16 protein-coding genes are annotated in these 15,736 nt (G+C 68.5%); 10 read left to right on the top strand and 6 right to left on the bottom strand.

All coding sequences use genetic code 11. From position 1 onward, the window contains the following. Nucleotides 1-122: 122 nt before the first annotated feature. A complete protein-coding gene (locus QH290_RS29710; RefSeq protein ID WP_280386490.1) occupies nt 123-713 on the bottom strand; it encodes a TetR/AcrR family transcriptional regulator in 591 nt (196 codons plus the stop codon). A 90-nt stretch (nt 714-803) separates the two neighbouring features. Between QH290_RS29710 and QH290_RS29705 the strand changes: the two genes are divergently transcribed. Beyond that, nucleotides 804-2,189 carry an MFS transporter gene (locus QH290_RS29705; protein ID WP_280268365.1) on the top strand — a complete coding sequence of 462 codons (1,386 nt, stop codon included), beginning with the start codon at nt 804-806 and terminating at the stop codon, nt 2,187-2,189. 130 nt (nt 2,190-2,319) lie between these two features. After that, nucleotides 2,320-3,462 carry an acyl-CoA dehydrogenase family protein gene (locus QH290_RS29700; RefSeq protein WP_280268366.1) on the top strand — a complete coding sequence of 381 codons (1,143 nt, stop codon included), beginning with the start codon at nt 2,320-2,322 and terminating at the stop codon, nt 3,460-3,462. Here the strand turns inward: QH290_RS29700 and QH290_RS29695 are convergent. Continuing rightward, on the bottom strand, nt 3,434-3,853 hold the full coding sequence (locus QH290_RS29695) for a DoxX family protein (protein ID WP_280386488.1): 420 nt from the start codon (nt 3,851-3,853) through the stop codon (nt 3,434-3,436). The two genes, QH290_RS29700 and QH290_RS29695, sit on opposite strands and share 29 nt — an antisense overlap. Before the next feature lie 30 nt (nt 3,854-3,883). Continuing rightward, the gene (locus tag QH290_RS29690) at nt 3,884-5,065 is read right to left on the bottom strand and encodes a serine hydrolase domain-containing protein (protein WP_280386486.1); all 1,182 of its coding nucleotides are present in this window, start codon (nt 5,063-5,065) and stop codon (nt 3,884-3,886) included. 166 nt (nt 5,066-5,231) lie between these two features. Between QH290_RS29690 and QH290_RS29685 the strand changes: the two genes are divergently transcribed. From QH290_RS29685 to QH290_RS29660, 6 genes are all read left to right on the top strand, one after another. Continuing rightward, nucleotides 5,232-6,134: a sigma-70 family RNA polymerase sigma factor gene (locus tag QH290_RS29685; protein ID WP_280265010.1), complete on the top strand. Its 903-nt coding sequence runs from the start codon at nt 5,232-5,234 to the stop codon at nt 6,132-6,134. 83 nt (nt 6,135-6,217) lie between these two features. After that, the gene (locus QH290_RS29680; protein ID WP_280265009.1) at nt 6,218-6,700 is read left to right on the top strand and encodes an MspA family porin; all 483 of its coding nucleotides are present in this window, start codon (nt 6,218-6,220) and stop codon (nt 6,698-6,700) included. Nucleotides 6,701-6,708: 8 nt separating this feature from the next. Next, nucleotides 6,709-7,416, top strand: coding sequence for a hypothetical protein (locus QH290_RS29675; protein ID WP_280386484.1), 708 nt, complete (start codon nt 6,709-6,711; stop codon nt 7,414-7,416). A 415-nt stretch (nt 7,417-7,831) separates the two neighbouring features. Beyond that, the gene (locus QH290_RS29670; protein WP_280386482.1) at nt 7,832-8,422 is read left to right on the top strand and encodes an SMI1/KNR4 family protein; all 591 of its coding nucleotides are present in this window, start codon (nt 7,832-7,834) and stop codon (nt 8,420-8,422) included. A gap of 79 nt (nt 8,423-8,501) precedes the next feature. Then, nucleotides 8,502-9,101: a class I SAM-dependent methyltransferase gene (locus QH290_RS29665; RefSeq protein ID WP_280386480.1), complete on the top strand. Its 600-nt coding sequence runs from the start codon at nt 8,502-8,504 to the stop codon at nt 9,099-9,101. Nucleotides 9,102-9,144: 43 nt separating this feature from the next. After that, nucleotides 9,145-11,391, top strand: coding sequence for a hypothetical protein (locus QH290_RS29660; protein ID WP_280386478.1), 2,247 nt, complete (start codon nt 9,145-9,147; stop codon nt 11,389-11,391). A 2-nt stretch (nt 11,392-11,393) separates the two neighbouring features. On the opposite strand, the gene QH290_RS29655 is transcribed toward QH290_RS29660, so the two are convergent. The 3 genes from QH290_RS29655 to QH290_RS29645 form a co-directional block, all read right to left on the bottom strand. Beyond that, the gene (locus tag QH290_RS29655; protein ID WP_280265004.1) at nt 11,394-11,831 is read right to left on the bottom strand and encodes a hypothetical protein; all 438 of its coding nucleotides are present in this window, start codon (nt 11,829-11,831) and stop codon (nt 11,394-11,396) included. Nucleotides 11,832-11,889: 58 nt separating this feature from the next. After that, on the bottom strand, nt 11,890-12,762 hold the full coding sequence (locus tag QH290_RS29650; protein ID WP_280386475.1) for a glycosyltransferase family 2 protein: 873 nt from the start codon (nt 12,760-12,762) through the stop codon (nt 11,890-11,892). Nucleotides 12,763-12,884: 122 nt separating this feature from the next. After that, nucleotides 12,885-13,652 (bottom strand): PRC and DUF2382 domain-containing protein, encoded by a 768-nt coding sequence (locus QH290_RS29645; RefSeq protein WP_280386472.1) that lies wholly within the window; start codon nt 13,650-13,652, stop codon nt 12,885-12,887. 327 nt (nt 13,653-13,979) lie between these two features. Between QH290_RS29645 and QH290_RS29640 the strand changes: the two genes are divergently transcribed. After that, complete coding sequence (locus QH290_RS29640) at nt 13,980-14,813, top strand: SigB/SigF/SigG family RNA polymerase sigma factor (RefSeq protein WP_280265001.1); 834 nt, start codon at nt 13,980-13,982, stop codon at nt 14,811-14,813. Between the two features lie 134 nt (nt 14,814-14,947). Beyond that, nucleotides 14,948-15,601, top strand: a complete 654-nt coding sequence (locus QH290_RS29635; RefSeq protein ID WP_280265000.1) for a DUF4190 domain-containing protein — start codon at nt 14,948-14,950, stop codon at nt 15,599-15,601. The last annotated feature ends 135 nt before the right edge of the window (nt 15,602-15,736 follow it).

The raw sequence follows: 15,736 nt of genomic DNA, 5'->3' as shown, positions 1-15,736 counted from the left end.
CTGGACCCCCCCCCAACCCGCCCTCCACCCCCCCCCCTGACACCCCCCCCCCCACCGTGTCCCCCCCCGCCTCCCCGGCCCCGGCACGGCGTGCGGGAACACACAAGGGGTGCGGGAACCGGTTACTCCGCCCGTGGCTTGTCCAGGACGGATCGGACTGTGGTTGTGACGGCACGGGCCGCCTCGGATTCCGTCATTCGCTCGGCGCGCAGTTCCGTTGCGGCGCCCTGCAATAGGTAGTGCACGGCGCCGACCAGCCAGGCGGTCGGGAGGTCGGTGCGGAATACGCCCTGGCGGCGGCCGCGGCGGATGAGGTTCTCCACGCGGTGCGCGGCGCCGCCGTGCAGCTCGCGAATCCGCTCGGCGGACAGGCTCTCCTGGGCCGCCGTCAGCAGGGCCGCGGACTCGGCCACCAGCGACCAGCTGGCCGCGAGCAGGCGATCCATGGCCGCGCGCGCATCGCCGCCGAGATCGACGGCGGACAGCACCTGCTCACCGTCGCGCAGCGCCGCCGCCAGGGCCGCCTCCACCAGCTCGGCCCGGTTCGGGAAGTGCCCGTACAGCGTCATCCGGCCGACGCCCGCCGCCTTGACGATGTCATCGATGCTGGCCTGCGGATTGCGGCTCCAGGTGCTGCGCGCCGCGGCGACGATGCGGGCGATGCTGCGTTCGGCATCGGCCCGCCGGCGCGGGCGGCTCTCGGTTGTCGGCATACCACCACTCTAGCTCGTACCGGAATGTACGAGTTACTCTCGGAGTTACATGTCGTACGAATCAGTACGAGTTAGCTTCGGGAGAATCTGATGACACAGCAGGAGACAGACCGGACGTCCCCGCCGGAGGCGGCGCATCCGCGGCGGTGGCGCATCCTCGGCTTCCTCGGCATCGCCCAGTTGATGCTGATCCTGGACGTCACCGTCGTGGCAATCGCGTTGCCGCACATGGAAACCGACCTGGGCCTGAGTCGCGCGGCGGTGACCTGGACGGTGAGCGCCTACACCCTGACCTTCGGCGGCCTGATGCTGCTCGGCGGGCGCATCGCGGACCTGATCGGAGCCACCCGGGTGGTGCTCGCCGGTCTGCTGGTCTTCACGGCGGCCTCGCTGGTCACCGGGCTCAGCGGGTCCGCGGAGGTACTGCTGGCGGGCCGCATCGCCCAGGGCGTCGGCGCGGCGTTGCTCTCGCCCGCGGCATTGTCGCTGGTGGTGGCGTTGTTCAACGGCGACGAACGCAATCGCGCGCTCGGCGTGTGGTCGGCGCTCGGCGGCGGTGGCGCGGCGCTGGGTGTGCTGCTCGGCGGCCTGCTCACGGCGGGTCCGGGCTGGCCGTGGGTCTTCCACGTCAATGTCCCGATCGGCCTGGTGATCCTGGTGGCGCTGACGGTGCTGCTGCCCCGGCAGGTCGCGGCCGGGCCCCGGCCCCGCCTGGACGTGCTCGGCGCGCTGCTGGTGACCGCCTCGACCGGCGCGGTGATCTACGCCCTCATCTCGGCGGGCGATCGCGGCTGGCTGACCGTCGCCACCGGATCGCTGGTGCTGCTCGGCGCGCTCGGCTACGCGGCATTCGTGATCCGGCAGCGGTCGGCGGCATCGCCGCTGATGGATGTGCGGCTGCTGATCCGGCGCCCGGTGGCCACCGGAGCCTTCCTCATCGCGATGGCGACGGCGCTGATGATCGCGGTGTTCTTCCTGGGCACCTTCAATTTCCAGCAGCGGCTGGGCTACGGCGCGCTGCGGACCGGGCTGCTGTTCCTGCCGGTCGCCCTGGCGACCATGGTCGGCGCGAACCTCACCGGCCGGGTGCTCGCCCGATTCGGTGCGCGCGCACTGGCGGTGGCCGGGCTGCTCGTCGCCGCGGTGGGCATGGCCGTGCCCGCCGTCTCGCTCGGCACCGTCGCCGTCGTGGCCGGTGTCGCGATCGCCGCGGCCGGGACCGGCGCGCTGTTCGTCGTGGCCTCGGCGACCGCACTGGGCCAGGTCGCACCCCACGAGGCGGGCATCGCCTCCGGAATCGTCAGCACCTTCCACGAATTCGGCGCCTCACTCGGCGCCGCGGTCGTCTCCAGCGCGGCGGCCGCCAGCCTGGTCGCGAACACGACCTCCGGCTTCACCAGCGGATTCGTGGTCGCCGCGGTGGCGGCGGTGGTCGCCGCCGGTGTGGCGGGCGTGCTGACACCGGGGCGCGCCTGAATTCGCGGCTCCTGCCCGGCGACTACCTGTGACGTCGCCGGGCAGGACCGTATCTGCCGTAGGTGCCGCATGTGGTTCGCAGTAGCGTGGATACTCGAGAACCGTTCGTTCGACCAGCGAGGAGCCGTGCGTGGCCGTCGATCGCCTGCTGCCCAGCGCCGAAGCGCGTGATCTGATTCAGCTCACGCGGGATATCGCCGACAAGGTGCTCGCACCGATCGTCGACGCGCACGAGAGGTCCGAGACCTATCCCGAGGGTGTGTTCGCCACGCTCGGCGAGGCCGGGCTGCTGAGCCTGCCGTATCCCGAGGAGTGGGGCGGGGGCGGGCAGCCGTACGAGGTGTATCTGCAGGTGCTCGAGGAGATCGCGGCCCGATGGGCGGCGGTGGCCGTGGCGGTCAGCGTGCACAGCCTGTCGTGCTACCCGCTGCTGGCCTTCGGCACCGAGGAGCAGCGGCAGCGGTGGCTGCCGGAGATGTTGGGCGGCAGCACGATCGGCGCCTACAGCCTGTCCGAACCGCAGGCCGGATCCGATGCCGCCGCCCTGACCTGCAAGGCCACCGCCACCGGCGACGGCTACCGGATCACCGGCACCAAGGCGTGGATCACCCACGGCGGCCGCGCCGATTTCTACACCCTGTTCGCCCGCACCGGCGAGGGCTCGCGCGGCATCTCGTGCTTCCTCGTCGACTCCGGCACTCCTGGACTGAGTTTCGGCAAGCCCGAGGAGAAGATGGGCCTGGCCGCGGTCCCGACCACCACCGCCCACTACGACGACGCCCTCGTCCCCGCCGAGCGCCGCATCGGCGCCGAGGGCCAGGGCCTTCAGATCGCCTTCAGCGCACTGGATTCCGGACGGCTCGGCATCGCGGCGGTGGCGGTCGGGCTGGCCCAGGCCGCCCTGGACGAGGCGACCGCCTACGCCCAGCAGCGAACGGCCTTCGGCCGCAAGATCATCGACCACCAGGGCCTGGGCTTCCTGCTCGCCGACATGGCCGCCGCCGTCGACTCCGCCCGCGCCACCTATCTCGACGCCGCCCGCCGCCGCGATGCCGGACTTCCCTACTCCCGCAACGCGTCCGTCGCCAAGCTGGTCGCCACCGACGCCGCCATGAAGGTCACCACCGACGCCGTCCAGGTTCTCGGCGGCTACGGCTACACCCGCGACTTCCGCGTCGAGCGCTACATGCGCGAGGCCAAGATCACCCAGATCTTCGAGGGCACCAACCAGATCCAGCGCCTGGTCATCGCGCGCTCGCTGGCCGGGAGCTGACTCGGTGTCCGGCGGGCAGCCAGGCCCGGGCTCCGAAGGTGCAGGCCACGAACAGCAGCGGGGTGGCCCATTTGTCGGGGCCGTCGCCCACCGCCAGGTGTGAGGCGGCCGCACCGCCGTAGACGAAAGCCAGTCCGGCGTAGGCCCATTCCTTGGCCCGCGGGTGCCCGGGTGTCAGGACCGCGGCGAGCGCCGCCACCTTGGCCGTACCCAGGATCGTGGCGAAGTACATGGGATAGCCGAGGTGGTCGAAGACCTCGCGGACGTACGGGATGCGAGCGAGGTCCCAGTAGGAGCCCACCGCGGTCTCGGTCAGCACGATGGCGGCCGGTGTCCATTTCGCCAATTGCAGTGCTCGCGAACGAAATCCGGCGATCGAGCGAGTAGTCATGCGACGAATCCTTTCTGGTACGCGGCGGCCTCAGGCCGCCGACGAAGTGGGTTGGGCCGCACCGTGTTCCCCCGTCGCGGCACGATGGATCAGCCGTGCCAGCCGTGCGTTCTCGGGGGCGTTGAAGGCGAAGGCCGCCCGGCGGCGCGTATAGCCGTAGGTGAGCCCGCTGTGCGGATCGGCGAAGCCGTCGGAACCCGCGGAACCGGTGTGGCCGAACGCATGTACGCCGAGGAACGGATGCAGCAGCCCCTTGGCCTCGAAGCCCAGCGAGTACGGGGCGGCATCGCCGCGCACCAGATCCCTTCCCCCGGAATGGATCTCGGTGATCATTGCGATGGTGTCCAGGGTGAGCAAGGGCGGCCGGTCGCCCAGGCCGGAGATCGCCGCGGCGTACATGGCCGCCAGACCGCTCGCGCTGCCCACCCCGCCACCCGAGCCCTGGCCGAGGCGGCGCACCGCCGGATCGTTCGGCAGCGCCATGACGTCGGCGGGGGTGAAGCCGCGCGCGTTCAGGTTGTAGGCGATACCCGCGACGGAATGGGGGCCGGGCGAATTCGCCGCGAACGCGTCCTCCATCTGCGCGGTGGCGCGCCAGGGCAGGATCGGCAGGTACCGGTGGTCGAGTTCGGCGGGCAGGCCGAGGTAGACGTCCAGCCCGTACGGGGCCCGGATGCGCTGTTCGAACAGCTGTGCCACGGTGCGGCCCGTCACCGAGCGCACGACCTCGCCGAGGATCGCGTACATGACGAAGCCGCCGTACCCGTGCACCCGGCCCGGCTCGAAATACGGCCGCTGGCGCACCAGCCGTTCGGCGACGATCCGCTCGTCGGCCAGCTCCGCCACGGTGAAACCGCCACTCGCACCGACGATTCCGGACCGATGCGCGAGCACGTCCCGGATCGTGATGCGATGCTTTCCCGCCGTGGCGAATTCGGGCCAGAAGTCGGCGACGGGGCGGTCGATATCGAGCACGCCGTCCTGGATCAGCAGCGCGATCACCAGTCCCGCAGCGCCTTTGGTCGAGGAGTGCAGGCCGGTCAGCGTGGTGCCGGTGACCTCCGGGCCAGCCCAGAGGTCGACCACCTTCCGGCCTCGCACGTAGGCGGCGAGCTGGGCACCGGACTCGCCGTTCTCCTCGGCCACCACGGCCGCGAACCCGGCGCGCACCTCCTCGAATCCGGTCGCGACGGTGCCGTGAACGTCGTTCATTGCGTGAACTCCCTTCGAAGTAGTTCGGCTGTCACTGCCCTGACGAACCGTGGCCGCACAACGTGACCGTGCGGCGTTGTGCCTGGTCGTGCGGGTCCGGCAACGGCCGCGGTCACACTCCGCGGCGCTGGTTCGTCAGCGTGGTGACACCCACCGAGGAGGACCCGTGACCGAGCAGGAGTTTCTGGCCGACCGATTCCAGGAGCACCGCGACCATCTGCGCGCCGTGGCCTACCGAATGCTCGGCTCGCTCACCGAGGCCGACGATGCGGTACAGGAGGCGTGGCTGCGCCTGGCGCGCACGGAGTCCGCCGATATCGCGAACCTGGGCGGCTGGCTGACCACCGTCGTCGGGCGGGTCTGCCTGGATATGTTGCGCGCCCGCAAGATTCGGCACGAGGAGCCGCTGGAGATCGATCGCCTGCCGGATCCGATCATCGCCGCGGATCGCGGCTCGGATCCGGAACAGCAAGCGCTGCTTGCCGATTCGGTCGGCATGGCGCTGCTCGTGGTGCTGGAGTCACTGCGCCCCGCCGAACGACTGGCATTCGTCCTACACGACATGTTCGCCCTGCCCTACGACCAGATCGCGCCGATCATCGACCGCACCCCGCAAACCGCGAAGAAGCTGGCGAGCCACGCCCGCCGCCAGGTGCAGAGCCGGTCCGCGAGACCGGATCCGGACCTGCCGCGCCAGCGCCGCATCGTCGACGCCTTCCTCGCCGCCGCCCGCGACGGTGATTTCGACGCACTGGTGGAGATCCTCGACCCCGGCGTCGTGCTGCGCGCCGACGCCGGACTGCCCGGCGGCACACGGGTGCTGCACGGCGTCACCGACGTCGCGGGCCTGCTCGACACCTTCCACCACATGGCCACCACCTGCACCCCGTACCCGGCCCTGGTCAACGGCACCGCGGGCCTGGTCAGCACCCGCGACGGCGCCCTGTTCTCGATCATGAGCTTCACCGTCGCCGACGCCCGCATCGCCGCCATCGACATCCTCGCGGACCCGCACCGGCTGAACCGGATCGACCCGCAGGCAATCATCGATCGCGTGGATCCCGTCTAGCCCCCACCCCCGAACCCGGCCCAGCCACCGCCGAACCACTCGCCGACAAATCGCGGGAGACCACCACCGACGACGGCTGGCGGATGCGAGTCACCAAAACCGACGAAAACCTCGACAGATACCCGAATCTCGCCGCCACGATGTTCACCCGCGAAGGGTTCGTCAGCCTGAAGGCGGTCGCCGATATCGACGGTGACGGTGCGGCACCGGTCAACGCGGGCACTCTCAAACTCGGCTACCAGATCGGCTGCCAGGTGGACGTAACCAGCGGCGCCGCAATCGGAGTCGCGATCGGCCCCAACGTCACCATCGGCGTCACCTCCGGCATCGGTGGCAGCGCCACGATCTCGCCGACCGTCTACCTCAAACCCGGCACCATCACCGACATCCCCTTCGCCACCAAACCCCTGACCGGTCGCCACGGCTCGATCACCTCCGACCAGGTCCACATCAAGATCGACGGCTGCATGGGCCCCGTCAGCCTCCGCTCCTACGCCCAGGTCAACATCTCCACCCCCACGGCGGACAACTCGCTGGCCGTCTACGGCGACCCGATCTACCTGTGAGACAACCCATGTCACCGCTCAGGAGACGGGATGCGCGAAGATACGGGGCGCTGGCGGCAGCCCTCGCGCTACTGATCGGCACCACCATCCTCGCGCTCAGCACCCGCACCACCCCCCAGGCCGAAGCCAAACCCATCAACCCCTACGTCCCCTGCCCCGAATGGCAGGAAATGCACCCCGGCTGGCCCTGCTTCGGCAACTTCCCCGAAATCGAAGAACCCACCCTCCCGGCCCAACCCCCGGCCCCGCCGATCCCGTCGGTCCCGAACCCACCGACCCAGGCCCCCACCACGCCACCATCCACCACGACCGCCGCACCACCACCCGCCGCGGCCCTGACCCCGCCACCCCCGCAACCCCCACCCGACCCGTGCACAGCGATCATCCCGGTCCCCGGCTACATTCCACCCGCTCTGCCGGGTAATCCGGCGAACCAACCGTGCTCGCAATCGGAAACACCCCAGCCACGACCCAACCCGCGCGAGCTGATCGAGCCCTACATCACCCCGGCCTGCGGCGTCCCCGGTATCCGAGTCCTCAGCCCGGAAGAGGTCCACGAGGTAGTCACCGAGATCATCGGCCCCCTGGAGATCGAAAACCCCAACGACCCCTTCGTCCGCCGCGTCATAGACCGCACCAACAACCTCAACAAGGGTTGCTTCGGAAACAAGAACCAGATCCAGCAACAGGTCTGGAACGAACTACGCAACGAGTGATACCGGGTGTACCGGGACCGAAATATCAACCGAGACAGGACAAAGAAGGAGTGCGATAAGCATGACACCTCCAAGGACTGTGATGGTGTCGTGGCGGTGTGCACGGCGAGATCACAGTCGACTCTTCCTCAGCCTGTTCTCAACGAACTGAGAAAACAGCAGTACGCGTACCTCGAGGGCGCAAACGAATACATTCGCGCTCAGATGGGTGCGGCCGAGCGCATCCGGACCACGGGCACAGAGGTCGAAGATGCCTCACGAAAATCCGCGGAGGACTGGAGAACAGCTCATCCACTGGACTTTCCGCGCCTTACAGCCTGAGCGCACCACCACCCAGGTGAATCGCGCAGTGCTACAACTGATGCTATCGATCGAAAGGAGCGCCATGAGAGCCGCCCGGACATCTATGGTCCTGATGGCCGCGCTCGCCATATGTTGCGCGTGTTCCAAGCCGAGTTCCGACGCCCCTACCCACGAGTCGGACGATTGGTGGCGGAATGCAATCGCCAGCCTCACACAAGAACAGAAGCGGTGGTACGAGGCCGACAAGGCTGCAGGGAAAGATTCTTCGTGGATGCTCACCGCGCCGAATCCTCCGGCCAGTGATGTCGAAATTGCCGACGCCGAGGCACGTGCCGGTGTCAAACTGGACGAGCAGTACAAAGAATGGCTCAGGCACACCAACGGGTGGAGGTTCTTTTCCGGGGGTGACAGCCTGTACCCCACCGGTGAGCTGTCGAAGGATTCTCGGGATCGCACGATACTGCTCGGTGTCATCGACGAGTACGGGGTGCAGCCCGGAGAGCTCGAGATGCGGTCGTTCGAGCCGCTCGTCGTGATCGGTGGCGCCTCCGGCGACTACTTCATCGCGACCGTCGGATGCGAGCAGTCGGGGTGCGCGACAGCGCCGGTCTGGGAGATCAGCGGCGGTGACCACGTCAAGTACGGCAGCTTCCAGGAATTCCTGCAGGCCAGGATCGACCGCATGAAGAACACTCGTCGGTGACCACTCACATCGACAGGTCCCCCGATCCCCCGTAACATCCGGCGCGGCAGCCTACTCGTCGACAGCTGCAGGGGAGCCATTGGGAACCAGCCTGGTTTATCGCAACGCGACCGTCTACGAGCTGCTCATGCGGGGGCTGTACGGGCGGCATTACGGGGCGCGGTATCGCGCGGTGGCGGAGCAGATTCCCGACGGGGCCGATGTCGTGGACGTGTGCTGTGGTCCGGCGACGCTGTATACGCGGTATCTGCGCGGCCGGTCGGGGTCCTACACGGGGCTGGATCTCAATGCCGGGTTCATCGCCCGGCTCAACGCGGCGGGCGGGCGGGGCACGGTGTGGAATGTCCACTCCGATGCGGCGCTGCCCCCGGCCGATTATCTGGTCATGCAGGCGAGCCTCTATCACTTTCTGCCCGAGCCCGCGCCCATAGTCGAGCGGATGCTGGCCGCGGCGCGCAAACAGGTGATCATCTCCGAACCGATCCGGAACCTGGCGACCAGCGACAACCGGGTGCTGGCCGCGATCGCCCGCCGCTACACCAACGCCGGCGAAGGCGCGCAACGGCATCGGTTCACCGAGGCGACCCTGGACGATCTGTTCCGCCGCTACGAATCCCGCGTGGTCCGGCAATCGCTGATCGCCGGCGGGCGGGAGAAGCTGTTCGTGGTCGCGGCATGATCGCCCTTCCATTCACGGCGACGATCTGTAGGGTGAGGAACTCGTGACGGACAGTGCGGTGTCGCGGCGAGCGGTATATCGGTGGGGAGCGGTCACGGCGCTGGGGGTGATCCTCGGATATGCCGCGGTGCTGCTGGCCAATGGCCGCCATTTCTTCACCGACGACACCGAATCGCAGTACACCGGCCTGTGGGTGGCCCTCGGCCGCGCCATGCGTAACGGGGAGTTCCCGGTGCTGTGGCCGGACCGGTGGATGTCGGGCAACAACACCATCGACGATGCGGGACTGTTCAATCCGCCGCAATTGCTGATCGATCTGATCGCCCCGTCGGTGGACAACATGGCGCTGTACGCGACCGTCGTCAAACTGATCTTCGCGATCATCGCCGCCCTCGGCGTGTATCGCATCTGCCTGGCCTACGGCGGGCGCCCGGCGTGGTCGGCGGCGGCCGGTATCGCATTCCCGCTCTCGGGCTTCTTCCTGTTCTTCGACGAGGCCAGCTGGATGACCGCGCTCACCGGAACGGCCTGGCTGGTGCACGCGTGGGCGGCGTCGGTGCGCTACACCCGGGGCGAGGCGGGGCCGATCCCCGTGTTCGTCTACCTCTATCTCACGATCTCGACGCAGTACATCTTCCCGGCCGTCGAGGCGGCGCTGATGCTGCTCGCGGTGGCCGTCGGCGAGATCGTCTATCGCCGCGCGTGGAAACCGGTGCTGCGCCTCACGGTCGCGGCCGCCTGCGCCGGGCTCGCCGGGCTGCTCACCTTCCTGCCGAGCATGCTGGCGGCGAAGGTGACCTGGCGCGGCACCTCGCAGATCATGAACGACCAGTTCCTCACGATCCCCTGGTCGGAGTCGCTGAATGCCAGCCTGCCGAGCACGCTGCCCGCGTTCACGTCCTGGTGGGGCTACATCCAGCCGATGCCGGTCACCTACGTCGCGTGGTTCCTGATTCCGGCCCTGGCGTTCATCGACTGGGGCCGGGCGCGGGACGCGTGGAAGGAGCTGTCCGCGGTCGCGCTGTTCACGATCATCATGCTGATGTGGACCGCCGGGCCCGGCACGATCGGCCCGCTGCGCTGGCCGGTGCGCGTGCTGCCGATGCTGGCGATCGGCCTGCTGGTGCTGGTGGCCGTGCTGCTCGGCCGCTACGGCACCGTGCGGAACTGGCGGCACCGCGCGATCGCCGCCGGGGTGCTGATTCTGGCGCTGTGGGTGCGGTCGTTCTCCGCGGATCCGCACAACGTGATCCGGCATATCGTCGCGGCGCTGGGGATCGGCGCGCTCGGCGCGGGTGTGGTGTGGCTGGGGCTGCGCAAGGGCGCGGCCGCCGCGGCGGCGCTGACCATCGTCGCGATGTTCCCGATCGCCTACTACCAGGTCAATGCCGCCCAGCCGACGCCGATGGGCTGGAATCTGCCCGCGAATCGCGCCCAGGCCCGGGCCGCCTTCCCCGATTTCACCGGCACCACGCTGCAACTCGGCGAACGCGGCCTGCTGCAGCCGGGCGACAAGAATCTCGACGGCGCCTACGGCTCACTGGTCTTCGGCAATTACGCCGAGGGCATGGAGGTGAAGTACGTCAACGGCTACACCCCGACCGGGCATTTCTATTTCGGCGAAATGCTGTGCATGCGCTGGGATTCCAGCGTCTGCCCCGACGCCTACCGCCGCATGTTCGCACCCGAGCCCAGCACCGGGCGCCCGCTGGTCGACCTGATGCTCATCGACCGCGTGGTGCTGCAGCGGGCGCTGTTCCCCGATGCCGCGAACCAACCGGCACCCGAGGGCTGGAAGTGGGTCGACTATCCGGGCCACGAGCGCTACATCGCGGTGCTGGAACGGACCAACGGCCCCATATCCACGGTGAACGGCCGCGTCGCCGATACCCGAAACGCCACCGCCACTTCGGTTTCCGAGTCCGACACCAACAGCCACGTGCGGGTGTCCTCCGACACCGGCGGCCGCGTGGTGTTCGCCCGCCTGGGCTGGCCCGGCTATCGCGTGACCCTCGACGGCAAGCCGGTCCCGTTCACGACCGTGGCGAAATCCTTTGTCGCCGTGGATATTCCCGCGGGGACCGAGCACGCCGATCTGGAACTGACCTGGCGCCCGCCGGGCTGGAAGATCGGCGTGGCCACCTTCGCGGCCGGGCTGGCCGGTATCGGGGTGCTGCAGTGGCTGTACATCCGCTCCCGGCGCAAGGACGAACCCGCGCCGAGCGACCGGGAACTCACCGAGACCGACCGCGAACTGGCCGATATCGTGGCCGCGGGTCAGGGGAAATAGGATCAGTACATCGTGGTCGCATGGGGATCGGCCCCGAGGGTGCCGCGCAGCAGGCGATGGAAGGCATCGCCGAACCGCAGCATCCAGGCCGTGTCCACACTGCGGCAGTAGCGCGTTCCCGCACCGCCGGTGCCCCAGCCGTTCACGATCTCCTTCGGAATCGCCGGTGACCACCGGTGCAACCGCTCGGAGACCCGATCCGACAGCGCCACAACGGTTTCCACGCGTCCGGGATCGGTGCCCAGATACTTGTCGAGGGCGGGACTGACGCCGCCCGCGGCGGTCGCCTGCAGCCGCCACTCGGCACCGGCCTCCGCGAGCCAGGTCGGCCGGTCCGCCACCGCGCCGGCCTCCTCGGACAGCAGGTAGAGCCACAGCTCCGCCGAGCTGTTACGACACCAGAATCCGCCTTCGCGATAGTCGATGTAGGAGCTGCCCATGCCGGGTAGTTCACCATGGCGCGCACGGTCCTCCCATCGGTGGTGACACCGAGCGGGGCTACCGCCAGCGCAGCGTCCTGTGCCGCAGGCCACCGCGCAATTGCCCGATCAGAATGCCCAGCAGCAAACCCCGTTCCTCCCCCGCGAGCCCGCGCGCGGTCCCGACGCGGACCAGATCACGCAGCACGATCGGCAGGCGGATCTCGGGCAACCCGTTGCCGGGATATTCGGCATTCAGCCGGGCCAGACCCAGGCCGCGGGCGCGTCCCTGCCGCAGGCCCGCGCGAAAGCCCGGCCGGTAGCGATAAGCGACCAGCGCGGCGGGCAGATATCCCACCCGGTAACCCTGGCGATGCACCCGCCACCCGAATTCGACATCCTCATTGGCCGGATAGGTGACGTCCACGCCGCCCACCTTCCGATAAACCTCGGCCCGGCAGGCCATACTGCCGCCCAGCACGATCGGGACCACGACGCCGGGCGGCTGGAAGGCCTCCGGTTCGGCCATATCCGCCACGGTGCGCGGATTGTCCCTATTGAGCGAACGACCCTCGACCGCGCAGCTGACCAGGTCGTATCCGGTATCGAGGAATTCCACCAGGCGGCGGATCCAGTCCGGATACACCCGGTCGTCGTGATCGCAGCAGAGCAGGATTTCGCCGTTGGCCGCGTCGGCGCCGGTATTGCGCGCGAAGGCCGCGCCCCGCTGTCCGGAGGCATCGACATATCGCAGGTCGAGTCGCTCTCTCAGCGAATGACCCGCAATATGGTCGCGCAACCCGATCGGTGACCCGTTGTCGGCGATGATCACCTCGAACGGCCCGGAATAGTCCTGCTCCGCCAATGCCGCGAGTTGCACGTCCAGAAATTCCCGGCTCTCGGCCGTGGTCACGTGGGCCGGGATGACAACCGACACCGATCGCACCGTCACAGCGCTCCTTTCAGCTAATGCGCGGACAACGATACAAAACAACGGCGGATTGTTCAGGACGGCGGAATTGGGGGATATAAGGAAGAGGCCGGGGCTTGACCCCGGCCTCTGCGCGACAGCGGTCAGTGGTCGTTGCTGCCACGCCTCTCGTCGGTCTCGACGCCCTCGGCCTCGATCCGCTCCTTCCGCACGGTGTCGGAGACGGTGCGCCGGTCCTCGACCTCGTCGACCTCGAGGCGGACACGCTCGACCGGAACCGATTCCTTGTGCACGGTCACCCGGTCCTCGTGCAACGTGACCTCGCGTTCCTGCTCACCGATCTCGGGCGAGCGGAGCTGCGACGGGTCGGTGACGGGTTCGCGCTCGACGCGCGCTTCCTCATGGGTGGTGGGTACGTCGACGGTCTGGTCCTCACTGACCACGTACTTGCGCAGTCGCGCGGTGCCGGCCTCCTGTCGTTCGGTACCGACCCGCAGCCGCTCCTCCGAACGCACGAGCTCGTCGTTGCCGTGCGTCATCGGTTCGTCGGGTCCGGGCCGAATCTGCTGACGACCGTAGGCATTCCATCCCGCACGACGGGAGTCGATGCCGTAGTGGGCGAACAACTCCTGCTCGGATTCGCGGGTGATGTGGCCGTCGTCGTCCAGGTACGGTGCGGATTTCACGTGCTCCTTGTCGACCTGGACCTGCAGCGTCTCGGCATCCGGGCGGTGCTGGGCACCGGCCAGCGGGACCATCGAATCGCTGCCGAACAGACCCGTCGACACCGCCACCCAGGTCGGCTCCCCCGTGGCGTTGTCGAGGTAGATCTTCTTCACCTTGCCGATCTTCTCGCCGGCGAGATCGTATGCGGTAGCGCCTATTACGGATTCCAGCGTTGCGTAGGTCATGACTCGCCTCCTGTACGCCGGATGGTTGGAGGATGTCTCATTCGATTGACGAGGTGCCGCTCGGTGTCACACCGGCCCGGCACACTCCTGTCCACGACGTAGACGATGCCGTCATCCGTCGAGCCTGGGCGGCCATCGGCTACATTTCGGCAAGTACCCCGTGTGCGGCAGCCCAAACCTGGGCCGGACCCGGGCCGCCTGGGCCTGCGAAGACCCCAGGCGGATACGCCATTGGTCGCGATTTTCCCGGACCTTGGTCCCGGTTACTGGCGAGCATCTTCCAGCGCGATGAAGCTGGGTGCACCGGAACGGGACGAAGGAGGCAGGATGCGAACCACGAGTACCGCGACGCAGCGACCGCGATCCGATGCGCTGGACAGGGCCCGCGGGTACGAGAATCTCGAACCCTGGTTCCACCGGATGGCGGCGGCCGGTGCCGATGGTCCACGGCGAAAGGCGTTGCGGGACCACATCATCGAACAAGGTTTGCCGCTCGCCGACCACATCGCCCGGCGGTTCTCGGGACGCAACGAACATGTCGAGGACCTGCAGCAGGCGGCCCGGCTGGGGCTCGTGCTGGCGGTCGATCGGTTCGACGTATCACTCGGGAAACCCTTTCTGGCCTATGCGATTCCGACGATCATGGGTGAGGTGCGCCGGCACTTTCGAGACCACACCTGGGCGGTGCACGTTCCCCGGCCGGTCAAGGACCTGAATTCGCGGACCGCGGCCGCCACCGAAGCGCTGACCCAGCGCCTGCGGCGAGCGCCGACGTGCGCCGAGCTCGCGGCCGAGCTGGGGGTGGGGATCGACGAACTGACCCTGGCGCAGCTGGCTTCCAACGGATACCGGTCCGACCCGATCGACGCGTCGGGCACGGACGACGATGATGCGCCCACCACTCCCGCCAAGGCGTATTCGGTCGACGAACGCTGCTACTCGCTGATCGAGGAGGCGATGACCCTGCGGCCGTTGCTCGCACAGCTTCCCGACCACGAGCGGGAGCTGCTCGTCATGCGGTTCTACGAGTCGATGTCGCAGACGCAGATCGCGCAACGGATCGGCGCATCGCAGATGAGCGTCTCCCGGCGCCTGTTCCGCACACTGGACCGTCTGCGATGCCAGGCCCGGCCGGACGACGGGGCACCTTCCGACGAATAGCGTTCTGCCCCAACCGAAGTCAAGATCGGCACTTCCCAGCGGTGGGGCGAGGGTGGGACGACGGGGGCGGTACGGTAGGCGGTCGACTCGCCACAGTGGCGGGCACGGATTCCTGGGAGGGGAATCACTTGCACATGAATCAACCACCGCCGCAGGGTTTTTCACCGCAGGCCGCACCGGCCCGGCCGGGCACCAACGGCCTCGCCATCGCGTCACTGATCACCGGCATCATCGGCGGGGTCTGCGGCCTGTCGGTGGTCCTGGGCGTGATCGCACTGGTCCAGATCAAGAAGACCGGCCAGCGGGGACGGGGAATGGCCATCGCGGGCCTGGCGCTGACGGCGGTGTGGATCGCGGTGGCCGTGATCGGCCTCGTGGCCGCGGCGGGTAGTTCGGAGCGCCGGGACGCCTCGGGCGAGGTCACCAGCGGTGGCTCGGAGTCGGTGTCCCGGCTCCGCGAGGGCGACTGCGTGGGCGGCATGGAGGACGGCAAGCGCATGACCTCGGTGGCCGTGTCACCGTGCGAGCAGGCGCACGACGGCGAGGTCATCGCGCAGTTCGACCTGCCGAGCGGCTCCTGGCCGGGCGAACCGGCGGTCTCCCAGCAGGCCGAGGAGCGGTGCGCGACGCTGATCGAGCAGGCCCTGGCGAACAGCCCGATGTACGACCAGCTGTCGGTGTCCTACCTCTACCCCGACAACAAGAGGGATTGGGACCGCGACCGCGGCGTCTCCTGCCTGGTCTTCGAGGCCAGCGGCGGCAAGCTGACGGGCAAGGTCCCGCGCTGACAACGAGACGGGCGGGCGGGGCAAAACATTAAACCCCACCGCCCCACGGGGGCCGAGCAAAAAAGAGGGTATATTCCACAGGCCCCCCCCCCGGGCGGGCGGGGGAAATATGTGGGGGCCCGGGATAAACCGCCG

Source organism: Nocardia wallacei (assembly GCF_029869545.1).
GTDB lineage: Bacteria > Actinomycetota > Actinomycetes > Mycobacteriales > Mycobacteriaceae > Nocardia > Nocardia wallacei_A.
Note: the sequence above shows the minus strand (reverse complement) of the source record. Positions and strands in the feature narration are given on the sequence as shown.